This window comes from Bacillus sp. GW821-FHT11D08 (genome assembly GCF_058808515.1).
In genome coordinates, this window is sequence record NZ_JBXARS010000005.1 from 163,911 (window position 1) to 187,980 (window position 24,070).

22 protein-coding genes, 1 other RNA gene, 2 pseudogenes and 1 riboswitch are annotated in these 24,070 nt (G+C 44.6%); of the genes and pseudogenes, 20 read left to right on the forward strand and 5 right to left on the reverse strand.

Features of this window, described 5'->3' with window-relative positions:
* Positions 1 to 62: 62 nt before the first annotated feature.
* The 9 genes and pseudogenes from AC1RRX_RS11990 (at position 63) to AC1RRX_RS12030 (ending at position 7,437) form a co-directional block, all read left to right on the forward strand.
* Positions 63 to 569, forward strand: coding sequence for a PTS sugar transporter subunit IIA (locus AC1RRX_RS11990; RefSeq protein ID WP_012117833.1), 507 nt, complete (start codon positions 63 to 65; stop codon positions 567 to 569).
* 98 nt (positions 570 to 667) lie between these two features.
* Positions 668 to 2,914, forward strand: a complete 2,247-nt coding sequence (locus tag AC1RRX_RS11995) for a DEAD/DEAH box helicase (RefSeq protein ID WP_039254742.1) — start codon at positions 668 to 670, stop codon at positions 2,912 to 2,914.
* Between the two features lie 19 nt (positions 2,915 to 2,933).
* Positions 2,934 to 4,172 (forward strand): ribonuclease H-like domain-containing protein, encoded by a 1,239-nt coding sequence (locus tag AC1RRX_RS12000; RefSeq protein ID WP_032866286.1) that lies wholly within the window; start codon positions 2,934 to 2,936, stop codon positions 4,170 to 4,172.
* 121 nt (positions 4,173 to 4,293) lie between these two features.
* Positions 4,294 to 4,401, forward strand: a pseudogene (locus AC1RRX_RS12005) (hypothetical protein); the annotation flags it as partial.
* 83 nt (positions 4,402 to 4,484) lie between these two features.
* The gene (gene cotD, locus AC1RRX_RS12010; RefSeq protein ID WP_003153539.1) at positions 4,485 to 4,721 is read left to right on the forward strand and encodes a spore coat protein CotD; all 237 of its coding nucleotides are present in this window, start codon (positions 4,485 to 4,487) and stop codon (positions 4,719 to 4,721) included.
* Positions 4,722 to 4,809: 88 nt separating this feature from the next.
* A complete protein-coding gene (locus AC1RRX_RS12015; RefSeq protein WP_007409499.1) occupies positions 4,810 to 5,358 on the forward strand; it encodes an SLOG family protein in 549 nt (182 codons plus the stop codon).
* Positions 5,359 to 5,437: 79 nt separating this feature from the next.
* Entirely contained in the window at positions 5,438 to 5,737 is a 300-nt protein-coding gene (gene gpsB, locus AC1RRX_RS12020) for a cell division regulator GpsB (RefSeq protein ID WP_003153541.1), read from the forward strand.
* 55 nt (positions 5,738 to 5,792) lie between these two features.
* Positions 5,793 to 6,174, forward strand: an RNA gene (rnpB, locus tag AC1RRX_RS12025) — RNase P RNA component class B.
* A gap of 96 nt (positions 6,175 to 6,270) precedes the next feature.
* Positions 6,271 to 7,437 (forward strand): THUMP domain-containing class I SAM-dependent RNA methyltransferase, encoded by a 1,167-nt coding sequence (locus tag AC1RRX_RS12030; protein WP_007409500.1) that lies wholly within the window; start codon positions 6,271 to 6,273, stop codon positions 7,435 to 7,437.
* 40 nt (positions 7,438 to 7,477) lie between these two features.
* Here the strand turns inward: AC1RRX_RS12030 and AC1RRX_RS12035 are convergent, their stop codons facing one another.
* On the reverse strand, positions 7,478 to 7,630 hold the full coding sequence (locus tag AC1RRX_RS12035; protein ID WP_003153548.1) for a YpzG family protein: 153 nt from the start codon (positions 7,628 to 7,630) through the stop codon (positions 7,478 to 7,480).
* A 165-nt stretch (positions 7,631 to 7,795) separates the two neighbouring features.
* On the opposite strand from AC1RRX_RS12035, the gene AC1RRX_RS12040 reads away from it, so the two are divergent.
* From AC1RRX_RS12040 to pbuX, 5 genes are all read left to right on the forward strand, one after another.
* Entirely contained in the window at positions 7,796 to 7,987 is a 192-nt protein-coding gene (locus AC1RRX_RS12040) for a hypothetical protein (RefSeq protein WP_003153550.1), read from the forward strand.
* A 103-nt stretch (positions 7,988 to 8,090) separates the two neighbouring features.
* Positions 8,091 to 10,010 (forward strand): ATP-dependent DNA helicase, encoded by a 1,920-nt coding sequence (locus AC1RRX_RS12045; protein WP_007409501.1) that lies wholly within the window; start codon positions 8,091 to 8,093, stop codon positions 10,008 to 10,010.
* Between the two features lie 111 nt (positions 10,011 to 10,121).
* Positions 10,122 to 11,624 (forward strand): carboxypeptidase M32, encoded by a 1,503-nt coding sequence (locus tag AC1RRX_RS12050; protein WP_007409502.1) that lies wholly within the window; start codon positions 10,122 to 10,124, stop codon positions 11,622 to 11,624.
* A gap of 133 nt (positions 11,625 to 11,757) precedes the next feature.
* A riboswitch (purine riboswitch) is annotated at positions 11,758 to 11,857 on the forward strand.
* A 99-nt stretch (positions 11,858 to 11,956) separates the two neighbouring features.
* Entirely contained in the window at positions 11,957 to 12,541 is a 585-nt protein-coding gene (gene xpt / locus AC1RRX_RS12055) for a xanthine phosphoribosyltransferase (protein WP_108724855.1), read from the forward strand.
* Positions 12,538 to 13,842 (forward strand): xanthine permease PbuX, encoded by a 1,305-nt coding sequence (gene pbuX, locus AC1RRX_RS12060; RefSeq protein WP_007409504.1) that lies wholly within the window; start codon positions 12,538 to 12,540, stop codon positions 13,840 to 13,842. The genes xpt and pbuX overlap by 4 nt, the downstream gene beginning before the upstream one ends.
* Before the next feature lie 245 nt (positions 13,843 to 14,087).
* Here pbuX and AC1RRX_RS12065 read toward each other — a convergent pair whose 3' ends face one another.
* On the reverse strand, positions 14,088 to 14,363 hold the full coding sequence (locus tag AC1RRX_RS12065; protein ID WP_007409505.1) for a hypothetical protein: 276 nt from the start codon (positions 14,361 to 14,363) through the stop codon (positions 14,088 to 14,090).
* Between the two features lie 366 nt (positions 14,364 to 14,729).
* Here AC1RRX_RS12065 and AC1RRX_RS12070 point away from each other — a divergent pair, with 366 nt between their 5' ends.
* Positions 14,730 to 15,296, forward strand: a complete 567-nt coding sequence (locus AC1RRX_RS12070; protein WP_007409506.1) for a cysteine hydrolase family protein — start codon at positions 14,730 to 14,732, stop codon at positions 15,294 to 15,296.
* Between the two features lie 229 nt (positions 15,297 to 15,525).
* On the opposite strand, the pseudogene AC1RRX_RS12075 reads toward AC1RRX_RS12070, so the two are convergent.
* Positions 15,526 to 16,103 (reverse strand): annotated as a pseudogene (locus tag AC1RRX_RS12075) (DUF421 domain-containing protein).
* Positions 16,104 to 16,905: 802 nt separating this feature from the next.
* Positions 16,906 to 17,169, reverse strand: coding sequence for a hypothetical protein (locus AC1RRX_RS12080; protein ID WP_032866282.1), 264 nt, complete (start codon positions 17,167 to 17,169; stop codon positions 16,906 to 16,908).
* Positions 17,170 to 17,390: 221 nt separating this feature from the next.
* Here AC1RRX_RS12080 and AC1RRX_RS12085 point away from each other — a divergent pair, with 221 nt between their 5' ends.
* Positions 17,391 to 17,699, forward strand: a complete 309-nt coding sequence (locus tag AC1RRX_RS12085; protein ID WP_032866281.1) for an MGMT family protein — start codon at positions 17,391 to 17,393, stop codon at positions 17,697 to 17,699.
* Between the two features lie 28 nt (positions 17,700 to 17,727).
* On the opposite strand, the gene AC1RRX_RS12090 is transcribed toward AC1RRX_RS12085, so the two are convergent.
* Positions 17,728 to 18,336: a GNAT family N-acetyltransferase gene (locus tag AC1RRX_RS12090; RefSeq protein ID WP_032866279.1), complete on the reverse strand. Its 609-nt coding sequence runs from the start codon at positions 18,334 to 18,336 to the stop codon at positions 17,728 to 17,730.
* 164 nt (positions 18,337 to 18,500) lie between these two features.
* On the opposite strand from AC1RRX_RS12090, the gene AC1RRX_RS12095 reads away from it, so the two are divergent.
* The 4 genes from AC1RRX_RS12095 (at position 18,501) to dynA (ending at position 24,037) form a co-directional block, all read left to right on the forward strand.
* The gene (locus AC1RRX_RS12095; RefSeq protein WP_032866278.1) at positions 18,501 to 19,601 is read left to right on the forward strand and encodes a type III polyketide synthase; all 1,101 of its coding nucleotides are present in this window, start codon (positions 18,501 to 18,503) and stop codon (positions 19,599 to 19,601) included.
* Positions 19,601 to 20,107 carry an isoprenylcysteine carboxyl methyltransferase family protein gene (locus tag AC1RRX_RS12100; RefSeq protein WP_032866277.1) on the forward strand — a complete coding sequence of 169 codons (507 nt, stop codon included), beginning with the start codon at positions 19,601 to 19,603 and terminating at the stop codon, positions 20,105 to 20,107. Before AC1RRX_RS12095 ends, AC1RRX_RS12100 begins: the two co-directional genes overlap by 1 nt.
* Positions 20,108 to 20,179: 72 nt before the next feature.
* Entirely contained in the window at positions 20,180 to 20,275 is a 96-nt protein-coding gene (fbpC, locus tag AC1RRX_RS12105; protein WP_025284905.1) for a Fur-regulated basic protein FbpC, read from the forward strand.
* Between the two features lie 183 nt (positions 20,276 to 20,458).
* Entirely contained in the window at positions 20,459 to 24,037 is a 3,579-nt protein-coding gene (gene dynA, locus AC1RRX_RS12110; RefSeq protein WP_136803629.1) for a dynamin GTPase, read from the forward strand.
* Positions 24,038 to 24,070: the final 33 nt, after the last annotated feature.

Consider the following 24,070-nt stretch of genomic DNA (forward strand, 5'->3'; position numbering starts at 1 on the left):
TGGTTAAATAGTGGAGAATAAACTGGTAACGGATTCACATTTAGGAAGGGGAGCACAACACATTGCTGAAAAAATTATTCGGATTGGGAGACAGCCGGAAAAAGCCGGCCGAGGAAGTGATTTTTTCTCCGGCTGACGGAGCGGTGATGGATTTGGCTTCAGTGCCGGATCCCGTATTTTCACAAAAAATGATGGGGGACGGGATTGCCGTCGAGCCTGCAAACGGAGACATTGTTTCACCGGTTGAGGGAGAAGTGATTCAGCTGTTCCATACAAAACATGCTGTCGGCATCCGCACCCTTTCCGGAGCGGAACTTTTGATACATGTCGGTTTGGATACCGTCAATATGAACGGCGAAGGCTTTGAAGCGCATGTAAAAGAAGGAGACAAAGTGAAAACAGGCGATCTGCTTTTAACGTGCCGGCTGGATTTAATAAAAGAAAAAGCAAGCAGCACCGTCATCCCTATGGTGATTATGAATGGCGATGCCGCAGAACCTTTGCAATTTGCAGGCGCAAATGAAGCGAAAAAAGGACAAACAGAGCTTTTTACGATAAAAATGAAGTAGGCAGGGGCTGATTCCCTGCTTTTTTTCTTGTGCAGGATTTTCATCTAGCCAGGCAAACAAATATTCGGTAAACTGTACCTCATAAAGAGGTGTGAACGATGAAGAAAAAATCACTGAGCGAACTGATTCAGGAATTAAAAAATCATGAAAATATTGTGCATTGGCATGAAGAGGAACCGCGGGAGGCGAAAACCATGCCGATGCCGGAGCAAGTAGATCGGAAAATTCGGGCGGCTCTCGAAAAGAGGGGGATCGAGCGGCTCTTTACACATCAATACTCCGCTTTTCAGACGGTTCAAAACGGAGAAAGCATTGTGGCTGTCACACCGACGGCCTCCGGAAAAACACTGTGCTATAATCTTCCGGTTCTTCAGTCTATCGCGGAAGATGCCTCAAGCCGCGCGCTTTATTTATTTCCGACAAAGGCGCTCGCGCAGGATCAAAAAAGCGAGCTGAACGAAATCATAGACGAGACGGGCATGGACATTAAAAGCTTCACCTATGACGGAGATACGTCCCCGGCCATCAGGCAGAAAGTCAGAAAGGCCGGGCATATTGTGATCACAAACCCTGATATGCTTCATTCAGCCATTCTTCCCCACCATACAAAATGGGTGAGTCTGTTTGAAAACCTGAAATATATCGTCATTGATGAATTACATACGTACCGCGGCGTATTCGGCAGCCATGTGGCGAACGTCATCCGCCGTTTAATGAGAATCTGCGCTTTTTACGGAAGCACGCCGTCATTTATCTGTACATCCGCCACAATCGCCAATCCGAGGGAATTGGCGGAGCAGCTGACGGGAAAATCAGTGCGCCTGATTGACGATAACGGCGCCCCGGCCGGAAGAAAGCACTTTGCTTTTTACAATCCTCCGATTGTAAATAAACCGCTGCATATTCGAAAAAGCGCCACCGTGGAAGTGAACGAACTCGCCAAAACTTTTTTAAAAAATAAGATCCAGACGATTGTTTTTGCCAGAAGCCGTGTCCGGGTTGAAATTATTTTAAGCCACATTCAGGAGATCGTAAAAAAAGAAATCGGCGCGAAGTCTGTCAGAGGCTATCGCGGCGGATATCTTCCGAAAGAAAGAAGAGAAATAGAGCGGGGGTTAAGAGACGGCAGCATTCTCGGCGTTGTCAGCACAAACGCACTGGAGCTCGGCGTTGATATCGGCCAGCTTCAGGTCTGCGTGATGACGGGGTACCCGGGCAGTGTCGCGAGCGCATGGCAGCAGGCGGGCCGGGCCGGGCGGCGGCAGGGAGAGGCGCTTATCGTGATGGTGGCGAACTCTGATCCGATTGACCAATATATTGTGCGCCATCCTGATTATTTCTTTAAACGCTCGCCTGAATCTGCAAGGATTAATCCTGATAATCTCATTATATTGGTTGATCACCTGAAATGCGCCGCGTATGAGCTGCCTTTCAGAGCCGATGAAACATTCGGAGAAAATGATGCAAGAGACATTCTCGAGTATTTAGAAGAAGAAGGGGTGCTTCACGAAAACCGCGAACGCTATCACTGGGCGAGCGAATCTTTTCCCGCCTCCAACATCAGTCTCCGTTCGGCGTCACAGGAAAACGTGGTCATCGTTGACCGCTCAGAGACGGCTGATGTAAAAATCATCGGAGAAATGGACCGCTTCAGCGCGATGACGCTTCTTCATGATGAAGCGATTTATCTTCATGAAGGGGTGCAGTACCAGGTTGAAAAGCTTGATTGGGATCATAAAAAAGCGTACGTGCGAAAGGTCGATGTCGAATATTATACAGATGCCAATTTAGCGGTGCAGCTGAAAGTGCTGGACATTGACAGAACGGACAGCAGAAAGAAAACGGCCTTACATTTCGGCGATGTAACCGTGAACGCACTTCCGACAATATTTAAAAAAATTAAAATGACGACATTTGAAAATATAGGATCAGGGCCGATTCATCTTCCAGAAGAAGAACTGCATACCAGTGCTGCCTGGCTTGAATTGAAAGAGACGGATTCGGAGATCGGCGAAAAAACGCTTGAACAGCTGCTTTTAGGCATTGCCCACGTCCTGCAGCATATCGTGCCTGTATACGTCATGTGCGACCGAAATGACGTGCATGTCGTGCCGCAAATCAAAGCCGCACATACCGGACTTCCGACAATCTTTCTGTATGATCATTATCCGGGCGGAATCGGACTTGCTGATGAAGTATATAAGCGATTTGATGAAATCAATGAAGGGGCTGAGCGCCTGATCAGACAATGTCCATGTCAAGACGGATGTCCTTCCTGCATCGGCTCCGAAATAGAAGGAATAGATGCAAAGAAAGCGATACTCCGGCTCTTGAATTACGTGTAAAAGAAAAGGGGGACGAAAGATGTCCTTGAAAAATAAATTAAAGCGGATGAAAAACCACCTGAATGTGCCGGAAGCTGAAAAAAAGCCGGCAGCTTCACAACTTTCGGTCCCGGATATTCAAGTCCCATTTAGAGAAGAATGGGAGGCATTCGGAGTGAAGCCTTTCTTTTTTGAGGATGAATACTGTCTTATCCGCGAAACCGTCTATCCGCTTTCGCACCGCCACGGACGGTACAGCTTCAGTGAACTTGATGACGTCATGGCATTATGGAATAAAGGCGGTTTGACACATACTTTATCAGCAGAAGGATACGAAAAAAGCCAGCTGTTCTTCTTTGATACTGAAACGACCGGCCTCGGCGGCGGGGCCGGCAATATGATTTTTTTGCTCGGTCATGCAAGAGTGTATGAAGACCGTGTCGCGGTTAAACAGCATCTGCTTCCTAAACCGGGAAACGAGACGGCTCTTTACAAAAGCTTTTTAAGTGAGGTTGACATTACGTCCCTTGTTACGTATAACGGAAAAGCCTTTGACTGGCCGCAGGTAAAAACTAGGCATACATTGCTCCGGGACAGGCTTCCGAAGCTTCCTGACTTCGGTCACTTTGATCTTCTGCACGGGGCGAGACGGCTTTGGAAACATAAATTAGAGCGTGTATCGCTTTCGGCGGTTGAAAATGAAGAGCTTGCTTTTAAAAGGGACGAAGACACACCTGGTTATTTGGCGCCGATGCTGTATTTTCAATTTTTAAAGGCGGAGGATCCGGCTCTTTTAAAGGGAGTGCTCTCGCATAATGAACAAGATGTGCTTTCCCTCATCGCTCTTTACATCCATATGTCAAAAAAGATTTTTGCATCTTCTGATCAGACGTCAGAACGTCAGGAAGCATACGCCATGGCGAAATGGTTTATCGCTCATAAAGAAACCGATCGGGCTGTTTCACAGCTGGAAGCGCTGCAAGGCAAAGACTTTGAAGATTCGGATCGGGCCCTTTTTGACTTAGCAATGCTTTATAAAAAACAAAACCGCAGGCAAGACGCCGTGCCCCTTTGGGAGAAACTGACGGGCTCTGATCTTCACATATGCAGACACCAATCAGCGGTAGAGCTGGCGATCTATTTTGAGCATCACGCAAAAGATTATAAAAAAGCTCTGCAGGCCGCACAGCAGGCGGCAGAAGACGGGGAAATATCGGAAAAAGAAGCCGAGAAGCTCCATGTGAGAATTGCCCGGCTTAAGAGGAAATATCCTTCTTGAAATATTGCCCGGGAAAGCGCAAAAGCCGAGCTGTTTCGCCAAAAATATTTTTTTCTGAATCCGCATCGATTTTGTTGTAGAATGGTGCCGCATCTTGTAAAATAGCGTTAGTTATTTATAGGGGAGAGTTGGTATGTATAAAGGTGTTTTTTACTTGTTCTTTGTCGTGGTTTTTTTGATTGCGTTTGTATTTTCGAATTTTAAAGACAGCTTGCTGACACACTTTTAAATTGGGTGATTGAATTAGAACATGCACCCTCTTTTCTTCATAACCTAACAGTGTAATATAAGTTAATGGAGAGGGGATTTAGCATGTTTCATCATCATTGTTGCAGACCAAACGTGATGCCGCCGATTGTCCATCCGACTCATTGCTGTGAACACCATTGTTTTTCTAACACAGTTGTGCCGCATATTCATCCGCAACATACAACTAACGTAAATCACCACAACTTTGAGCACGTTCATTACTATCCGCACACTTTTTCAAATGTTGACCCGACAACTCACCAGCATTTTCAGTGCGGAAGCCCCTGCTGCGATCATTAGTATTGAACGCTTAAGCAAGATCGGTTAGGATATCAGCAAATCAAAATGGGGCCCGATGGGGAGCCCCATTTTTTAAGCAGGTGATCAATTGAAAGTATTAGCCGTAACAGGATACAAGCCGTTTGAACTCGGAATTTTTAAACAGGATGACCGGGCGCTTGTTTATATAAAAAAGGCGATAGAAACCAGACTCAGAAGCTTTATTGACGAAGGCTTGGAATGGATTCTCATATCCGGACAGCTGGGGACTGAGCTTTGGGCGGCTGAAACGGCGTACGATCTCAGAGAAGAGTATCCGGAATTAAAGGTTGCCGTTATCACGCCTTTCTACGGCCAGGAAGAAAAGTGGAAGGAACCGAATAAAGAAATGTATGAAGCGGTGCTTGCTCAGGCAGATTATGAGGAGAGCCTGACGCATCGGCCGTACGAAAGTCCGCTCCAATTCCGGCAGAAAAACGCGTTCTTTATTGAAAAGTCAGATGCGCTTTTGCTTTTATATGATCCTGAAATGGAAGGATCGCCGAAATATATGCTGCAGCAGGCAGAAAAACGCCGTGAAACAGACGGATATCCGATTTATTCGATCACGATGGATGATCTCCGTGCCGCCGTTGAAGAAGAAGATTTCTTTACATAACACGTCAGAGAATATTTGACAACGGGACGTGTTTCTGAATAAAATATAACATGATGATTCACGATATGAGGTGAAAAAGATGCTTGCTGATAAAGTAAAGCTTTCTGCGAAAGACATTTTGGAAAAAGAATTTAAAACAGGCGTTAGAGGTTACAGACAAGAAGACGTTGACAAATTTTTAGATATGATTATTAAGGATTATGAAACCTTTCATCAAGAAATTGAAGAACTGCAGCAAGAAAATCTGCAGCTGAAAAAACAGCTTGAAGAAGCAAGCAAAAAACAGCCGGTGCAGTCCAATACGACCAACTTTGACATTCTGAAAAGGCTGTCCAACCTTGAGAAACATGTATTCGGCAGCAAACTTTATGACGAATAGGGCAGATGCACTTGTCAAATGAGACAAGTTGCTTTATAATGAACAAGTGTTCTTAACGTTCGGGTAATCGCTGCAGATCTTTGAATCTGTAGAGGAAAGTCCATGCTCGCACGGTGCTGAGATGCCCGTAGTGTTCGTGCCTAGCGAAGAAATAAGCTAGGGCAGCCTTGATAGGCTGACGGCAGGAAAAAAGCCTACGTCTCCGGATATGGCTGAGTATCCTTGAAAGTGCCACAGTGACGAAGTCTCATCAGAAATGGTGAGAGTGGAACGCGGTAAACCCCTCGAGCGAGAAACCCAAATTTTGGTAGGGGAACCTTCTTGAAGGAATTGAACAGATAGAAGGACAGAATGCTTTCTGTAGATAGATGATTGCCGCCTGAGTACGAGGTGATGAGCCGATTGCAGTACGACGGAACAAAACATGGCTTACAGAACGTTAAACATTATTGATATGACAAATTAGAGCTCTCCTTTAAAGGGGAGCTTTTATCTTGAATGAAACGAAAGCTTAAAAGAGACAGGGTGATACGATGAAGAAGTACACACTAATAGCGACGGCGCCGATGGGAATTGAAGCGATCGTCGCCAAAGAAGTGCGTGATTTAGGTTATGAATGCAAAGTAGACAACGGAAAAGTCATTTTTGAAGGAGATGCGCTTGCGATCTGCCGCGCTAACTTATGGCTGCGGACGGCTGACCGCATCAAAGTACAGGTCGCCGAGTTTCAGGCGAAAACGTTTGATGAGCTGTTTGAAAAAACAAAAGCGATTGACTGGCGCGCGTACATTCCGGAAAACGCAAAGTTCCCCGTTATCGGAAAATCCGTGAAATCAGTGCTTGCCAGTGTGCCTGACTGCCAGCGGATCGTCAAAAAGGCGATAGCGGAAAAGCTGAAACTTCAATCAGGAAAACAAAATGAATGGATTGAAGAAACGGGCCCCGAGTATAAGGTGGAGATTTCCCTTTTAAAAGATAAAGCCGTGCTTACACTGGATTCATCAGGAACAGGCCTTCACAAACGGGGATACAGGGTTGATCAGGGAGGAGCTCCGATTAAAGAGACGCTCGCTGCCGCGTTAATTCAGTTAACCAACTGGACGCCTGACCGTCCGTTCGTCGATCCGTTCTGCGGTTCCGGCACGATCGCCATTGAAGCCGCTTTAATCGGGCAAAACATTGCTCCCGGTTTTAACCGTGATTTTGTTTCAGAAGACTGGGAATGGATCGGAAAAGAACTGTGGGACAAGGCGCGTCTTGAAGTGGAAGAAAAGGCGAACTATGATCAGCCGCTGCAGATCTTTGCCAGTGACGTGGATCACCGGATGGTAAACATCGCCAAAGAAAACGCAGAAGAAGCGGGACTTGGTGACCTGATCGAATGCAAACAAATGCGGGTGCAGGATTTTACGACGAAACTCGAATACGGCGTAATCGTCGGAAACCCTCCGTACGGCGAACGGCTCGGCGAAAAAAGGGAAGTCGAGAAGATGTATAAAGAAATGGGCCGGGCATTTGAATCTCTTGATACATGGTCTGTCTACATGTTAACGTCAAATGAACAATTTGAAGAGGCCTACGGAAGAAAAGCAACCAAAAAACGGAAGCTCTTTAACGGTTTTATCAAAACTGATTATTATCAGTACTGGGCTAAAGTGCGGCCGCAGCGGAAAAAGCCGCAACAAAGAGAAGACGCCTGAAACAGCGTCTTCTCCGGCATCTTTACGTTTTATTCTGCCATTACCAGCGGTGCGCTTTTGCGTTGCTCCGTAAAATAATGTTGGTCTGGGACATTTCGGTGTGGCCGTTCACTTGCGATTTAGAGCGTTTCGGCCGCGTCCAATTGTGATGAAACAATTCAGAATGCTGATCTAATCGATCTTTATAACTCATGTAACCATCACTCCCGGATAGAATAATTTTGTGAAGATGGATATTCGATCGAATATCTGTTGTAGTTTGTGCAGGTCAGGTGCGGATCATTCAGAATGGCATGTATAGAAAGTGAAGCATCGGCATAGAATGATGATTATTTCTATTTGAGAGGTGATCTATTTTATGCTGAACAGCGAGCACTTCAGTAAAATACAAAAGGCGTTAGACGCAACTGCTTTCCGGCTGGAGGAAGCCGGAGCGGAGTTCGGTCCTTCCGCCATGACACACGCACAGGAAGAACTTGAAAATGCGGTAAAACATACACATTCAACAGACCATCCGTTCCTATGTACACATATCATTAACCGGAAATGATAATGGCAAAAACTTGGCGAGGCCAAGTTTTTTTGTTGTATTGAAAAGGGTTAAATGATATTATAGATGGTCTGAATGCCGAATAGTTAGGGGTTGGAGTTGGGTGACAACATCACGTTTGCCTTTTGCTTTAACAAAAGAAAAGAATTTTTACGAAGAATTGAACAATTGGATTGGTGACGTGTTTTACGATATCCTTCCCGAGAAAGGCTTTGACCTTCGGGATGAGCAGGTATTTATGGCGTTTCAGCTTGAACGGGCATTTAAAGAGAAAAAAGTCATGTTCGCTGAGGCAGGAGTCGGTACGGGGAAAACGCTGGTGTATCTGCTGTTTGCCATCAGCTATGCCAGATATACGGGTAAACCGGCCATTATCGCATGCGCCGATGAAACGTTAATTGAACAGCTTGTCAAAAAAGAAGGCGACATTTCCAAGCTGACAGAACATTTGGATCTGCAGATTGATACACGGCTGTCCAAATCCCATGAGCAGTATCTGTGTCTGAAAAAGCTTGAGAAAACGATGCAGCGTTCTGATGATGAAAAGTGGCTGGATCTTTATGAGTCGTTGCCTTCATTCGTACACGAATCACAAGCGATGCAGCGCTTTTATCCGTACGGCGACCGCAAACAGTACGCTGATTTGACGAATGAAGAGTGGGCAGGCGTCAGCTATGATTCCTTCCAAGATTGTTTAACTTGTGATATGAGACATAGATGCGGTTTAACACTTTCAAGAGATCATTACAGAAAATCAACGGATCTGATTGTTTGCTCCCATGACTTCTACATGGAGCATGTATGGACGGAAGAATCACGCAAAAGGGAAGGACAGCTGCCGCTTTTGCCGGATCACAGCGCCGTCGTGTTTGATGAAGGACATCTGCTGGAATTCGCCGCGCAAAAAGCGTTAACGTATCGCGTGAAGCAGTCGACGCTTGAGCTGTTTTTAGAGCGTCTGCTTCAAAATGATATCAGAGAGGAATTCGCCGAACTGATTGAAGATGCCCTTGCCGCAAACGATGAGTTTTTCTATGTGCTGTCAGAGGAATCGAAGGAAATCGAAGGCTCTCACCGATTGGACATCCAAAACGATCAGCGTGTTAAGCGTGCGGCTGACGAACTGTGCCGTCTGCTCGATAAAATCGGCGAGGCGCTCGTATTTGAATCGGAAATGTATACGATTGATAAGTACGAGCTGTCAGTTGTAGAAGAATACGTCGAACAAATGGCATATTCGCTGTCGCTGTATCAAAAGGATGCCATCAGCTGGCTTGAAACGCGGGATACAGACTCAACGTTTGTCGTTATGCCGAGAACTGTAGCCGAAGTTTTGGGAGAAAAGGTCTTTTCTAAAAAGATTCCTTATATCTTCTCATCGGCCACTCTTTCTGAGGGCGGTTCATTTGATTATATCGCTGACAGCCTCGGAATCCGTGATCCGTTATCATTCACCGTTGAATCTCCGTACGATTACGAGGAGCAAATGTCTGTTGCGCTTCACGGTGACATGACGTCTGAGCAGAAAACAGCCGAAACGATTGAAACCATTAAGAAGAATGAAGGACGCACCCTCGTTCTTTTCCCTTCCTTTGAAGACATGAAGGAATTTAAAGAACAGGCTGCCGCGTGGGAGCTGCCGTATCCGATATACTACGAAGGTGACGAAGAGATCTCCAGTCTGGTCGAAAAATTCCAGCGGGATGAAGAATCCGTGCTTTGTTCCGTCCACTTATGGGAAGGTCTTGACATTCCCGGTGACTCGCTCCGGAATGTGACCATTTGGGCGTTGCCGTATCCGCCTCATGATCCCGTGTTTACCGCAAAGCGGAACGGAGCGAAAAAAGATCCGTTTGAGGAAGTTGATCTGCCGTACATGCTCTTGAGAGTCCGGCAGGGAATCGGCCGCCTCATCCGTTCTAATCAGGACAGCGGAACCATATCCATTTATGCGGGCGGAGAAAGTGAACGGGTCTTGGCCGAAGTCAAAAAGATCTTGCCTGTTACACCGAAAATCGTATAAAAACAAAAGCTGCAGGATTCTTATCCTGCGGCTTTTTTAAATCCGGGAAGTTGACTTTATCACGGCATTCCATTAGCCTGTAATTGATAGTGAAAAGGGAGGGGAACGGATATGGATTTACATACATATGAAAAAGAGTTTTTTGATCTGTTAAAAAGAGTATCCCACTATGTCGAAGCCATTGCACTTATGCATTGGGACTTAAGAACGGGAGCCCCAAAAAAAGGCTCTGATGACCGGGCGGAAAGCATCGGACAGCTGTCGGCTGACGTTTTTCAAATCCAGACATCCGACCGGATGAAAGAGCTGATCGACATCCTTCTCGCGCATGCAGAGGAGCTCTCTGAAGATACAGTGAAAGCGGCGGAACTTGCGAAAAAAGATTATGATCATAATAAAAAAATTCCTGAAGATGAGTATAAAGAATATGTCATTTTAACATCGAAAGCTGAAACGGCTTGGGAGGATGCAAAGGCTGCCTCTGATTTTTCTATGTTTGCTCCGTACCTTGAGAAGCTGATTGATTTTAATAAGCGGTTTATTTCGTATTGGGGCTATGAAGATCATCCATACAACGCATTGCTCGATATTTTCGAACCGGGTGTTACGGTAAAGGTGCTGGATCAGCTGTTTTCTGAATTGAAGGAAGCGATTATTCCGCTTATCAAAAAAGTGACGGAATCCGGCAATAAACCGGACACTTCCTTTATAACGAAAACGTTTTCGAAAGAACAACAAAGAGCCCTCTCCTTGTATTTCTTAAAAGAGTTCGGGTATGATTTTGACGGCGGCCGCCTGGACGAGACGGTGCATCCGTTTGCGACGACAATCAACCGGGGCGATGTGCGGGTGACGACCAGATATGACGAAAACGATTTCCGCACGGCGATTTTCGGAACGATTCATGAATGCGGGCATGCGATCTACGAGCAGAATATTGACGAAGCGTTGAGCGGAACGAACTTATCTGACGGTGCATCCATGGGAATTCATGAATCCCAATCGTTATTTTATGAAAACTTTATCGCCAGAAATCAACATTTCTGGACCGCCTATTATGAAAAAATGGTTGAGGCTTCGCCTGATCAATTTCAAGATGTGAAAAGAGAAGATTTTGTACGCGCTGTCAACGAGGCGAAACCGACCTTTATCCGAATTGAAGCCGATGAGCTGACGTATCCGCTTCATATTATTATCCGTTATGAAATTGAAAAAGCGATTTTCAGCAATGAAGTGACAGTGGAAGAACTGCCTGCATTGTGGAATCAAAAATATCATGATTATTTAGGCATTACGCCGCCATCTGACGCCAAAGGCATTTTGCAGGACGTACATTGGGCGGGCGGCGATTTCGGCTATTTCCCTTCCTATGCGCTCGGATATATGTATGCGGCACAGCTGAAGCATACCATGCTTGACGATCTGCCTGAATTTGACCAATTAATAGAACGGGGCGATTTTGAGCCGATCAAACAATGGCTGACAGAAAAGGTTCATCAGCACGGAAGACGCAAAATGCCGCTTGACATCATAAAAGATGCAACGGGAGAAGAGCTGAACGTTCAATATCTCATTGAGTATCTCGTCGGCAAATATTCAAATTTATATTTATAAACGAAACGCCCGGTATACACCGGGTGTTTTTCTAAAAATTCTAAAAACACGAATAATCGAAAACCAATTCTTTGTAAAAGTTCGGAAATATTCAAATTTCACTATGCAAAAGAAGTGTATCTTGTTATAATTTGATTAATATCATACGAACACTCATATAATCGCGTGGATATGGCACGCAAGTTTCTACCGGTCACCGTAAATGTCCGACTATGAGTGAGCAATGGAACGGCTTTATTCGGCCGTTGCGTGTAGATCATTCGGCATTGCTTGCTCTTTTTTTGGAGAGCGGGCAATGCTTTTTTTATTTTTTATAAGCGGGGGTAATCATTGTGGAAGCATTAAAACGAAAAATAGCAGAAGACGGAATTGTTCTTTCTGATCAAGTGCTGAAAGTGGATTCTTTTTTAAACCATCGAATTGATCCAGTTCTCATGCAGCAGATCGGCCGGGAATTTGCGCGCCGTTTTGAAAAAGACGAGATAACCAAAATCGTCACAATTGAATCTTCGGGCATTGCCCCTGCGGTGATGGCCGGCCTTGAACTCGGCGTTCCCGTCATCTTTGCGAGAAAAAGGAAGTCTCTCACATTAACGGATGATCTGCTGACGGCATCCGTCTATTCTTTCACGAAAAAAACAGAAAGTCAGATTGTAATCTCCGGAAATCATCTGTCGAAAGATGACCGCGTGTTAATCATTGACGACTTTTTAGCGAACGGACAGGCGGCAGAAGGACTTTTATCCATTGTAAAACAAGCAGGCGCAGCGGTTTGCGGGATCGGAATCGTCATTGAAAAGTCATTTCAGCCGGGAAGAGATGAGCTGATGAAAAAAGGATGCCGGGTCGAATCACTGGCGAGAATTCAATCGCTTGAAGACGGAAAAGTGACATTTGTACAGGAGGTCCGTTCATGAAAAACGGCTATGCCAAAACACTTTCACTCGGTATCCAGCACGTGCTTGCCATGTATGCCGGCGCCGTCGTCGTTCCCTTAATTGTAGGAGCGGCATTGGGACTGAACGCAGAACAGCTGACATATCTCGTATCAATTGACATTTTTATGTGCGGGGCGGCTACGCTGCTTCAAGTATGGAGGAATAAATGTTTCGGCATCGGATTGCCCGTTGTGCTCGGCTGTACGTTCACCGCGGTAGCGCCGATTATTTCCATCGGTAAGGAGTACGGGATTTCAGCCATTTACGGGAGCATTTTGGCATCGGGTCTGCTTGTCATTCTGCTGTCGTTTTTCTTCGGCAAGCTCGTATCCTTTTTCCCGCCTGTTGTAACCGGATCTGTCGTGACGATTATCGGGATGACCTTAATGCCGGTCGCGATGAATCATATTGCCGGCGGGGAAGGCAGCAAGGATTTCGGTGATCCGGCTAACCTTGCCCTCGGATTTACGGTGCTCGTCATCATCGTGCTGCTTTATCGGTTTACAAAAGGATTTTTGAAATCCATTTCGATTTTAATCGGCATTGTCATCGGGACGGCCATCGCATATTTTATGGGAAAAGTGCAATTTGACAATGTGGCGAATGCTGACGCAATTCAAATGATTAAACCGTTTTACTTCGGGACGCCGACATTTCATGCGGCACCGATTATTACGATGTCCATCGTTGCCATTGTCAGCCTTGTTGAGTCAACCGGCGTCTATTTCGCTCTCGGTGACCTGACAAACCGGCGCCTGTCTGAACGTGATTTAGCAAAAGGCTACCGCGCGGAAGGCCTGGCGGTATTCATCAGCGGCATTTTTAATGCTTTTCCGTACACGGCTTATTCCCAAAACGTCGGCCTCGTGCAACTGACAGGAATTAAGAAAAACGCGGTTATCGGTGTCACGGGCGCACTTTTAATGCTCTTCGGCCTTTTTCCGAAAATCGCAGCCTTCACGACCATCATCCCGTCTTCCGTACTGGGAGGCGCGATGGTGGCCATGTTCGGCATGGTCATCTCCTACGGCATTAAAATGCTCAGTCAAATTGACTTTAAAAAACAGGAAAACCTTCTGATTGTCGCGTGTTCGGTCGGATTGGGACTCGGTGTAACCGTCGTTCCCGATATGTTTAAGCACCTGCCGTCTTACTTCAATCTGCTGACCACAAACGGAATCGTCGCCGGAAGCTTTACCGCCGTCCTTTTGAATATTATTTATAATATGATTCCTAAAACGAAAAAAACCCTTGATGTGACAAGGGTTCAAGAGGGTTAGTGATCCGTTTTCTTTAAAATAACATCTTATTTTATCCAGATCGAGGATGCTTCCGAAAGTTTGCTGAACTTTTTGCGAGGCATCCTCTTTCATTTATTATTTTCATTGTTTGAAAAGAAACAAATTGAGTGATGAGGCATCCGCCTTTTTTGCCGAAAAACCGTCCCGAACTATATGTACGTGAACGAGTATCTTGTGCACGGATCCTTACAAATGAGAGTGAAAAGAAGGGAAAGCCCCTTCTTTTAATTAATCCATCCTTCAAAAGTTGCGCGATAGAACCCTTCGATTATCTCTACTTTCTTAAGGTAATATGTAACACCATTCTTAACAGTTGTATTTGGGATATCCCATCTATGAAGGTAATCCATTGTAAAAGAATCTTTGGTCGCTTGTGTCGAAATTTTTGTTTGAGTTGAGTCGCTATTTGTATTGCCAGGGCTAGATGCAAAAGCAGGGGCAGCGGAAACGAGTAAAGCGAGAGACAAGGCAGAACCAGTTAAAACTTTTTTTAATTTCATTTTGAACACTCCTTTGTTTTTTAATACACTTGTATTATTACATACAATACAAAAAGAACCAAGGGTTTTTTTGTTAATATTTTGTGAGCGTGAATTTAGTTAGGGGAGTGGATGGCGATAGGAGCGATGCTTTCATTCACTGTTGCGGCTTATTTCAGAATATTGATAAGTATATAGAGAAAAAGAGTTGAATATTGCTGGCTTCTGGTGAGCTGCAGCCTTTGAGTCAGTGTTTGCTTTAGCTATTCCAGCGCTTTTCCAACGGGGAAGGTGCGATATGAAATTTAACACTGAAACAATTGTACAAAAGTAAAATCTTTATTTAAAATGTTATAAATGCGAATTTTCAATATAGGAGGTTATCTGATGGCAGAAAAGAAAAAAGCTTTAATCATTGTGGATGTACAAAAAGCCTTTGATGATAAAAAGTGGGGAGACCGAAATAACGTAAAGGCGGAAGAAAATATCAGCAAAATACTGAAATTATGGAGAGAAAAAGGATGGACAGTCATATACATACAACATATTTCTGATAAACCTGGTTCTTTATTTTATCCAAAAAATGAGGGGGTTGCTATAAAGGAAATCGTTAAACCTATGGAAAAAGAAGTCATTATAACCAAAAAAGTAAACAGCAGCTTTATTGGGACTAATCTAGAAGAGCTTTTAAAAGCAAATGATATAACAACTGTCGTAATCACTGGCTTGACTACGCCGCACTGTGTTTCAACAACCACAAGGATGAGCGGTAATTTAGGATTTGATACATACCTGATTTCAGATGCAACAGCAGCCTTCGGAATGAGAGATCAAAATGATACATATTATGATGCAGAGACTATTCACAATATATCTCTGGCAACATTGCATGATGAATTTGCCACAATATTAACGACTGATCAATTAATCAATGATTTTATAAAAACAAACTGACTAACATTATGGCTAAGGGCGGCGGTAGGGATAGGCGGCTGAAAAGCATATTCAGGCGCATACAAGGACCTCTCGAAAAATACGGGGATTACCGACTCTTTTCATCGTCGCAATATCGATTGAAAAAGGCATCTGCTTCAGATGCTTTTTTTGTTTCTTGTAAACCGGTTTTGATCGGCGGTTAACGGTCTGATTCGGCGAATAACAAAAGGCTTTACTAATCAGCGAATTATTCAAGATTTTTTGGCTTATGCTGGGCCTGGTGACTTTTGATTTCCTCGAATATATTGGCTTGATCATCTTTTTGAGGCTGAGGCTCTTTGTTAAGACATTTTGGATCGATCACATTTTTAAGGTCTTTGATGGTTAAAGGCTTACAGTCATCTTTTAATTCGTAACCTAATTGTCCATTAGCTTATAAATTGGCATATTTAATTGTGTTTATGTTTGAAATGCCAAGAAGTCTTAAACGCATTTCGAGTTGATCTGCTGTCAGTCTCAGCTTCTTTAAGTTTTCTGAGTTGGCCGTCTTCTAAACGAATTTAGGTTTTCCGGTTAAAAAAGATTCAACCAGTTTACTTTTACTTGAAACCATTCCATCAAAATCAAAGCGCTAAAAAGGATAGACGCAGCGATTAATGTTTTCAATAAACTGGTTTCTAAAATGGGGTGAACGATAATCGTACCGATTGAAATCATGACCATTGTCTGTGCAATGGTCATTTGTGCAATGGATTTTCTCCCTGAAATTCTCAGTAAAATCATTCCGAATGCAATTATAATTAATTCTTCCCAAGCAAATCTCATGTTATCACCCTGGATTGTGTTTTATCAAAAATAAAAGAGCAAGTAAGAGGTTTTATGTGTACTTGCTCACGAAAAATTATTGCCCTTACATTTAATTTTATTCATTTTAGGTGTTTTTCTGATCGGGGATGTCCTGCGCCCCTCGTCCAAAAGAAGGTTTGATAACTAAAGAGGGGAGGAAAAACATTCCATGGCCTTTTGTTTACGTCAGCATATATCAAGAATAGAGTTACCTTAACATGAGCTGGGGAACTCAAGCGTCCATAGAAATGTTCTGAAGGATCTGGATTGATTCTTCGTAAAGAGTTGAGGCTCGGCTTTTGGATAGACATGTGATTCACTAAAGTGCTGCAGGATCCGATCAAAAAACCTATGGCAGGAGAGAATTTTAGATTATGTGTTTTTGCGTCTAAAAGCAGAAAACAGTACAACTGATAATGATCATCGGGTGAAATGAAATTACGCAACTAGGTGCTATATGTAGGATCAATTATAAAAGGCAGTGAAACTAGAAAAAGGGGCAAAGCCCCCTTCATATTAGTAACAGTGCTCATCATTCCCATACCAGATTCCGTTCCAGAAAGAAACTTCTTTTAGATACCAATTGTTCATATCCTCCAGAAGTTGCAAAAGCAGGAGATTCCGATACAAGTAGAGCAAGAGATAATTCAGAATCTGTCACAATTTTCAATTTTGACACTTCTTAGGTACATGTTAGCAATCATTTATTCTCTTATCGGCACGGTAACATACGGATTATTTTTAGTTGTTGCTTAGAACAAACATTCCGCGTCATGAAAAATCAGCTTTTGTAGACGGCTGTCCAAGTGCCATCAGCACCATGGAAGGTGATGTTGTCTAAATAATAGGTGATTCCATTCCGGTAAATTGAAGTAGGATAATCAGGTCCGGAACCATTAAGTATGAACGTCGCCAAAGCAGATACTTCCTTCGTTTTACTTTCTGCAGAAGGTGTATCAGCAGGACCTGCGGCAAAAGCAGGGGCGGCAGAACAGAGTAAAGCGAGTGATAGGGCTGAGCCGGCTAAAGCTTTCTTCATTTTCATTGTAAACACTCCTTTTCTTTTTTAATACAATTGTATTATTACATATTATGTTAAATAAGTACATGCTTATCTTTGTTAATTTTTTGTGAACAAACAGATAATCTATTTAAACGCAGAGATGAAATAAGTATGATGATGAAGCAATTATCATCTATAAATATAAGATCAGGAAGTGGCTGATTTTCTCAAAAATCATCTGCTCTTGCGAAATGGGGAGTTGCATGACATTTACGGAACGGGCGGTAGCCATTATCAAACAGATACCTGAAGGAAAAGTGATGACGTATGGTCAAATTGCCGGTCTTGCGGGAAGTCCGCGGGGAGCGAGGCAGGTTGTGAGGATTCTTCACTCCATGAGTAAAAAGCATCGTCTTCCTTGGCACAGGGTCATCAATGCAAAGGGCGAAATCGGATTGAGAGACGAAGAGATGTTTTCTGTACAGAAGCTGTCTCTTGAAGCTGAGGGGGTAGCGGTCACGTCAGACGGACGGATCGATCTCAATTTATACCTATATGATCCGAATATGTAAAAAAACCTGCCGTATATCGGCAGGTTTTTCAGTTATATGCTTTGAGCCGGCCAGAAAGGTTTTGCCGGATATAAGGCCATTCCTCCCGAAGGATGGAGTAGTAGGCGGTATCTCTGAGACCGCCGTCGACAGCCGGAATGTGTGCGCGGCGGATCCCTTCAAATTGGGCTCCGATCCGCAAAATCGCAGTCCGTGAGCGCTGGTTGCGAACGTCGGTTTTCAGCGTCACCCTGACAGCTTGCCACACGTCAAACGCATGAGTCAGCATCAGAAGTTTACATTCCGTATTGACACCAGTCCGCTGCACGGCAGAGGCATACCATGTGCTGCCAATCTCACACACTTCCGGAGCTGCGTCCGCCGGCCGCGTAAACACTTCCGCAACCATAAACCGCGTGCTTCCGACGATTCGGTCTGTTTCAAGACTCCGTACTGCAAAAGGCAATGCAAGTCCTTTTTCATAATCGGAAAGCGCACGCTCAATATAACGCTTTGTTTCTTCGATTCCGTCAGGGACATGGGTGTAAGCATAAGTCGTCCTATTTTCTGAAGCTGCTTCGCAAAGTGCCTGAGAGTGATCAATCGTCAGCAGCTCTAACTGAACGAGTGACCCTTTAAGAATGACAGGTGTCAGCATCCCAATCACAACCTTTTTTATGAATGGATCAAGTATAGCCGAACGGTTTCTTATTCAAAAGGGCCAATTTCCTATTAAAATGGCATGTCAGTGAAATCCTCGATTCAAACTTATGCATACATTCAGGAAAAAAGCGGAAACCTTTATGTAAAGAGGTGATGGGCATGGCATATGTGTTATCTGTCGGAACGAGCATTCCGAAGTATCATGTCTCGCAAGAAACGGCGGCGGATTTTGCGAGAGGGATGTTTGCCGATTCATTTAAGGATATTGATCGGCTGTTAAAAGCCTTTCAAAACGGCGAAATTGAATCAAGGCAGTTTGTCCGGCCGATTGAATGGTATAAAACGGCACGGGGTTTTTCAGAAAAAAACCGGCTGTATACGGAAGAAACCGTCAAGCACAGTGCGGATGCGGCACTTGATTGTTTAACAAACCCGGATTGTTTAACAAATCCCTTTCCATATGAAAAAGTGGATGCGATCTTTTTTATTTCCAGCACCGGGCTTTCGACACCCAGCATTGAAGCGAAAGTGATGAATCAGCTTCCGTTTTCTGCGAAAACAAAACGGATACCGATCTGGGGCTTAGGATGCGCGGGCGGAGCGGCCGGCCTGTCCAGGGCGTACGAATACTGCCGCGCGTATCCTGAAGCATACGTGCTTGTCATCGCGGCTGAACTCTGCAGCTTAACGTTTCAGCCGAACGACAAGTCAAAAAGCAACTTAATCGGAACTTCCCTGTTTGCGGACGGGATTGCCGCAGTACTAATGGGAGGAGAAAAGGCGAACCGAAACGACGTCAAACAGCCGCTTCTTCCGCGGATATTCGCCACTCAATCGGTGATGATGCCGGATGCGGAAGATGTGATGGGCTGGGAATTCACCGACAGCGGTTTTCAAGTCATTTTTTCAAGAGACATTCCCACCCTGGTTTCACAGTGGCTGAAGGACAATGTTGATGAATTTTTATTTGAATATGGTGTCAGTACTCACGACATTAAAACCTTTCTTGCCCATCCAGGCGGGAAAAAGGTCATTGACGCCTATTTAACGAGTCTTTCAATGGGCACCGGGCAGCTTGCGGCATCTCGGAAGGTGCTGCAAAAACACGGGAACATGTCTTCCGCAACTATTTTTCATGTGATAAAAGAACAGTTGCTCAACGGACGGCAGAAAGAAAACGAAAAAGGGCTGATCGGCGCTCTCGGGCCGGGATTTTCGTCTGAGCTTTTGCTGTTCAGCTGGGAAAAGGGGGCTTCTTAATGTTTTGGCTGTTTATCATGCTGGTTGCGGCCCAGCGGATTGCGGAGATGATCGTGGCCCGGCGCAATGAGCAAAAGGTGAAAAAGCAAGGCGCAGTCGAATACGGAGAAGGACATTATCCCTTTCTCGTCCTGATGCACGTGCTCTTTTTCGTCTCTCTTACAGCTGAGGTGGCGGCGTTTCAAAAAACGCTTTCTCCAAGGTGGGCCGCCATTATATGTATTATTTTATTTGTACAGGGGATCAGGTATTGGGCTCTATTATCATTAGGGCGGTATTGGAATACGAAAATCCTTGTCGTGCCGGATGCGGAGCTTGTCAGAAAGGGGCCGTACAGGTGGATGAAGCACCCGAACTACGCGGTCGTCATCTTAGAATTTATTTTTCTGCCGCTGTTATACGGAGCGTATTGGACACTGTTTCTCTTTTCGATTCTCAATGCCTGCATGCTCACTGTGAGGATTCGCGCCGAAGAGAAAGCGCTAGAAGAAAACACCGCAAAATAGAGATTGAAAATCATTCTCACTCATGATAAGATGTAAATATGAAAATGATTCTCATTCAAGGTGGTGCCGAAAATGACAATGTTATTTTTATTTGCAGCCGTTTGTACATACAGTGTTTTAATTGGTTTCGTATTGAAAAAAGTTTCGAATAAATCGATGTCTTCTTAAACATCTGCGGTTTTTCCTGCCGCGGGTGTTTTTTCTTTATCAGCTGCCGATATCGGCGGCTTTTTTGCGTTTCCTGAAGAAAAGTGAGCCATTCTTGTGTAAAATGGGGGAGAGGTTTTTTTCAGAGCTTTCTAAAAATGAAAAACGTCATTTGATGCGACAGACACAAAGGGGTAAAGACACATGACAGAAGAAGAACGCCATAACAGGGAGATTTTCAGCAGAACGGGTGCCTTATACGCACAATTTTTGGATCATCAGGATGAAAAACGGGCCGATCAGCTCGCGGCCATTATGAAAAAAGCGGCTGATGAAGAGGTTTATATCGCGTTTACCGGGCATTATTCGGCCGGAAAGTCCTCTTTATTAAACACATTGCTCGGTGAAGACATACTGCCGACAAGCCCGATTCCCACAAGCGCCAACCTCGTTGTCATCCGGCACGGTGAAGATAAAGTCGTGCTTCATACGACGGACGGGGCTTATGCAGAGATCAAAGGAAGTTACGATAAAGAACAAGTGCAGCAATTCTGTAAAGACGGTGAGCAAATTGAAACGGTGGAAGTCTATGCCGGCTTTAAGGAGTCAGAGCCTTATGCGGCCTACATTGACACACCGGGAATTGATTCGACGGACGAAGCGCATTTTTTATCTGCCGCTTCAGTTCTCCATCAGGCTGACGCTTTATTTTACGTCGTTCATTATAATCACGTCCATTCAGAAGAAAATATGCTGTTTCTCAGCTCCATCAAAGACCGTATTCCGAATTTGTTTCTGATCGTCAACCAAATTGACAGACATGATGAAACTGAAACGAAGTTTGAAGAGTACCGCAGGCAGGTGGAAGACATGCTTGAAGGCGCGGGAATACCGAAAGAATCGCTTTTCTTTACGTCTGTCACTGAGCCTGACCATCCTTTAAACGGCATGGAACAGCTGAAAAAACATCTGCAGAAGCTGAAACAGCAGGCAAAAACAAATTTATGGTCCTTAACGGAGAGAAAAGTCGCACACTTAGTCAAAGAGCATACAGAGATGCTCGTAAAAGAAGATAAAAACGGCAGCGGAGAGCAGTTTGACAAACAAGAAGCACTTGTCCGTTCTGTTGAAGATGAGCTTAAAAAAGCCGTTCAACAGGCTGAAACAGCAGAGAAAGACATCAGAAAAGACGTGCAGAACATATTGCAAAACGCTAATCTGACACCCTTTGAGATGAGGGTGCTTGCATCTGCTTATATTGAATCACAGCAGCCATCATTTAAAACCGGATTATTCTTTTCAAAAGCGAAAACAGCTTCGGAAAAAGAAAGAAGGCATGCTGAATTTTTTGCCGATATTAAAAAAAGAACGGAAGGGGAAGCGGATTGGCATATTATCGACACATTTACGAAAGCGGCCAAGCGGTATGAAGCGGATTCGGACGAACTGATCAAGAAAATCCAGGCGTACCGCACACCGCTTTCTGATGATATCACCGCTCAGGCCCTTAAGCAGGGAGCGGCCTTTTCATCTGAATACGTATTAACTTATACGAAAGACCTCGCTGAAATGATCAGAAGGGAAGCCAAAAGACAGACAGCGGAACTCATTGAGGAGCTGACCGCTTATGTTCAGACAAAAAACGGACCGCTCATTGAGAACTTGAAAAACCGGCTCGAAAAAGAAAAGAAAATAAGGGATGAGCTCGCGCAATCGGCAAAAGAAGAACGCAATGCCTTGGAAAAAGCAGCCCGCGTCCGCGCTTTGTGGGAAGAAGAATTGACCTGTGATACGGGAAGCGGCGACTGGTATACGCGAAAAAAACGCCTTGCAAAAGCGCCCGTCCAAAAGAAACCAAAAGAGGCTGTACAGCATGAAGTAAGCAAGCCCGAAAAAAATGCGATGAAGGAACTTCCTATAAAAGAGCAGACTGATCGGTTCTATGAGCTTGCCGGGATTCTTGAATCCTCGAGCATATTAGGAAAACAGGCAGAAGCCTTTCGAAGCAGGATTGAGCGGCTTGAAAACCGCCAGTTTACCTTGGCGTTATTCGGCGGATTCAGTTCCGGTAAATCATCATTTGCAAATGCGCTTGTCGGTGAATACGTGCTGCCATCATCACCGACGCCCACAACGGCTACGATCAACAAAATAACGAAACCGCAAGACGGCAAACCGCATAAATCTGCGGAGATCGTTTTTAAAACGGAGGAGGAGCTGGACGCTGAAATGCTTCAGCTGACTGAGCTGAAAGACGCTGATGTAAAGGGGCGTTCACTGAAAGAGAGATGGAATTATGCCATTAAAAAGGGAAAAATTCCGGATGAACTCATCCCGGTGATTCAGACGATGCTGCAGGCGTTTGATACGTACGAAGAACAGATCCGTCAAAGGCTGACACTGACGGTGCCGGTTGAAGATTTAAAACCGTACGCAGCCGAAGAAAAAACGGCCTGCTGCGTAAAAGAAGTCACCGTGTATTATGATTCGCCTCTCACGCAAAAAGGCATCACCATTGTTGATACGCCGGGAGCAAGCAGTATAAACAAGCGCCATACGGAACTTGCCTTTCAATATATAAAAGATGCTGACGCGTTCTTTTATATGACGTACTATCAGCATTCTTTTTCAAAAGGAGACAGGTCTTTTCTGAAGAAACTCGGCCTCGTCAAAGAATCATTCGGCATGGATAAAATGTTTTTTGTCATTAACGCCGCCGATCTGGCCAAAACGGAAAGCGAGCTGGAAACCGTCAAAGACTATGTCCGCTCAGAACTCTCAAAAGAGGGAATTAACCGGCCGAAATTATATCATGTCTCAAGTAAAGAAGAGCTTGCGGGTAAAAAAGCAACTTTTTATAACAGGTTCTCTGATGTAAGAACCGGGCTTGAGCACTTTATTGAGGAAGATGTAATGAGGGCCAGCTGCGCCCAGCTGAAAACAGAGGCGGACAAATTGTGCGATATGGTGGAACAACTTCACGAATCTCTTCACCAGTCGGCAGAAGAAAAAGAGAAAAAGAAACAGCGTCTGGAGTCTTCCTATGAAAAAGCTCTCGCTGACATTTCAAAGCGCCGTACGTCTGAGGTCATCATTCGAAAAGTGATGAAAGATACGGAAGAACAGCTCTATCACATTAAACACCGCCTGACGTTTTATGCGAATGATATGCTGAAAACCGCCTTCCATCCGGGTCTTCAAAACGGTGATTGGAAACAAAATATATCAGCGGCGCTGAATGAAGCGCTCAAGGAATTCCGTTTTGAATATATTCAAGAGCTGAAAACGCTCGATATCCGGATGACCGGTTTTATTGAGCGCCATATGACTGAGGAATGGATGGAAAACTGTCAGAAGAAGCTTATGGAAGACGGAGATTTCTCCATTTATGTCAGCGGTGAAAACGAATTTGCCGTTCAGCTGAAAGAGGTCGCTCCGGTCATTGACGTCTCGGCATTCTCACATCACGTAAAGGAAGTTAAATCACCGAAGCAGTTTTTTGAACAGAACGGAAAAGCAGCGTTTGTAGAAGGGCTCAGGCTCAGCCTGCAAAAAGTGACAGAAAAGTGGCTTGAGCAGGAGAAAGAAAGCCTTTCAGAGCGATATACTGAGCAGGTGCGCCGTCTGCAAGGAGACATGGCGGATAAAAGCCTGTCCCAGATCCGCGAGCAGCGGGACACTTATTTACAAGGTCTTGCGGAAAATACGAGTGCAAGGGAAATTGAACACCTTTACGAAGCCGAAAAAGCATGGAAAAAGAAAGATGAAATGCTGAAAATTTAAAAATCCGGTTGGCGGGCAGATAACAGTCGTGGT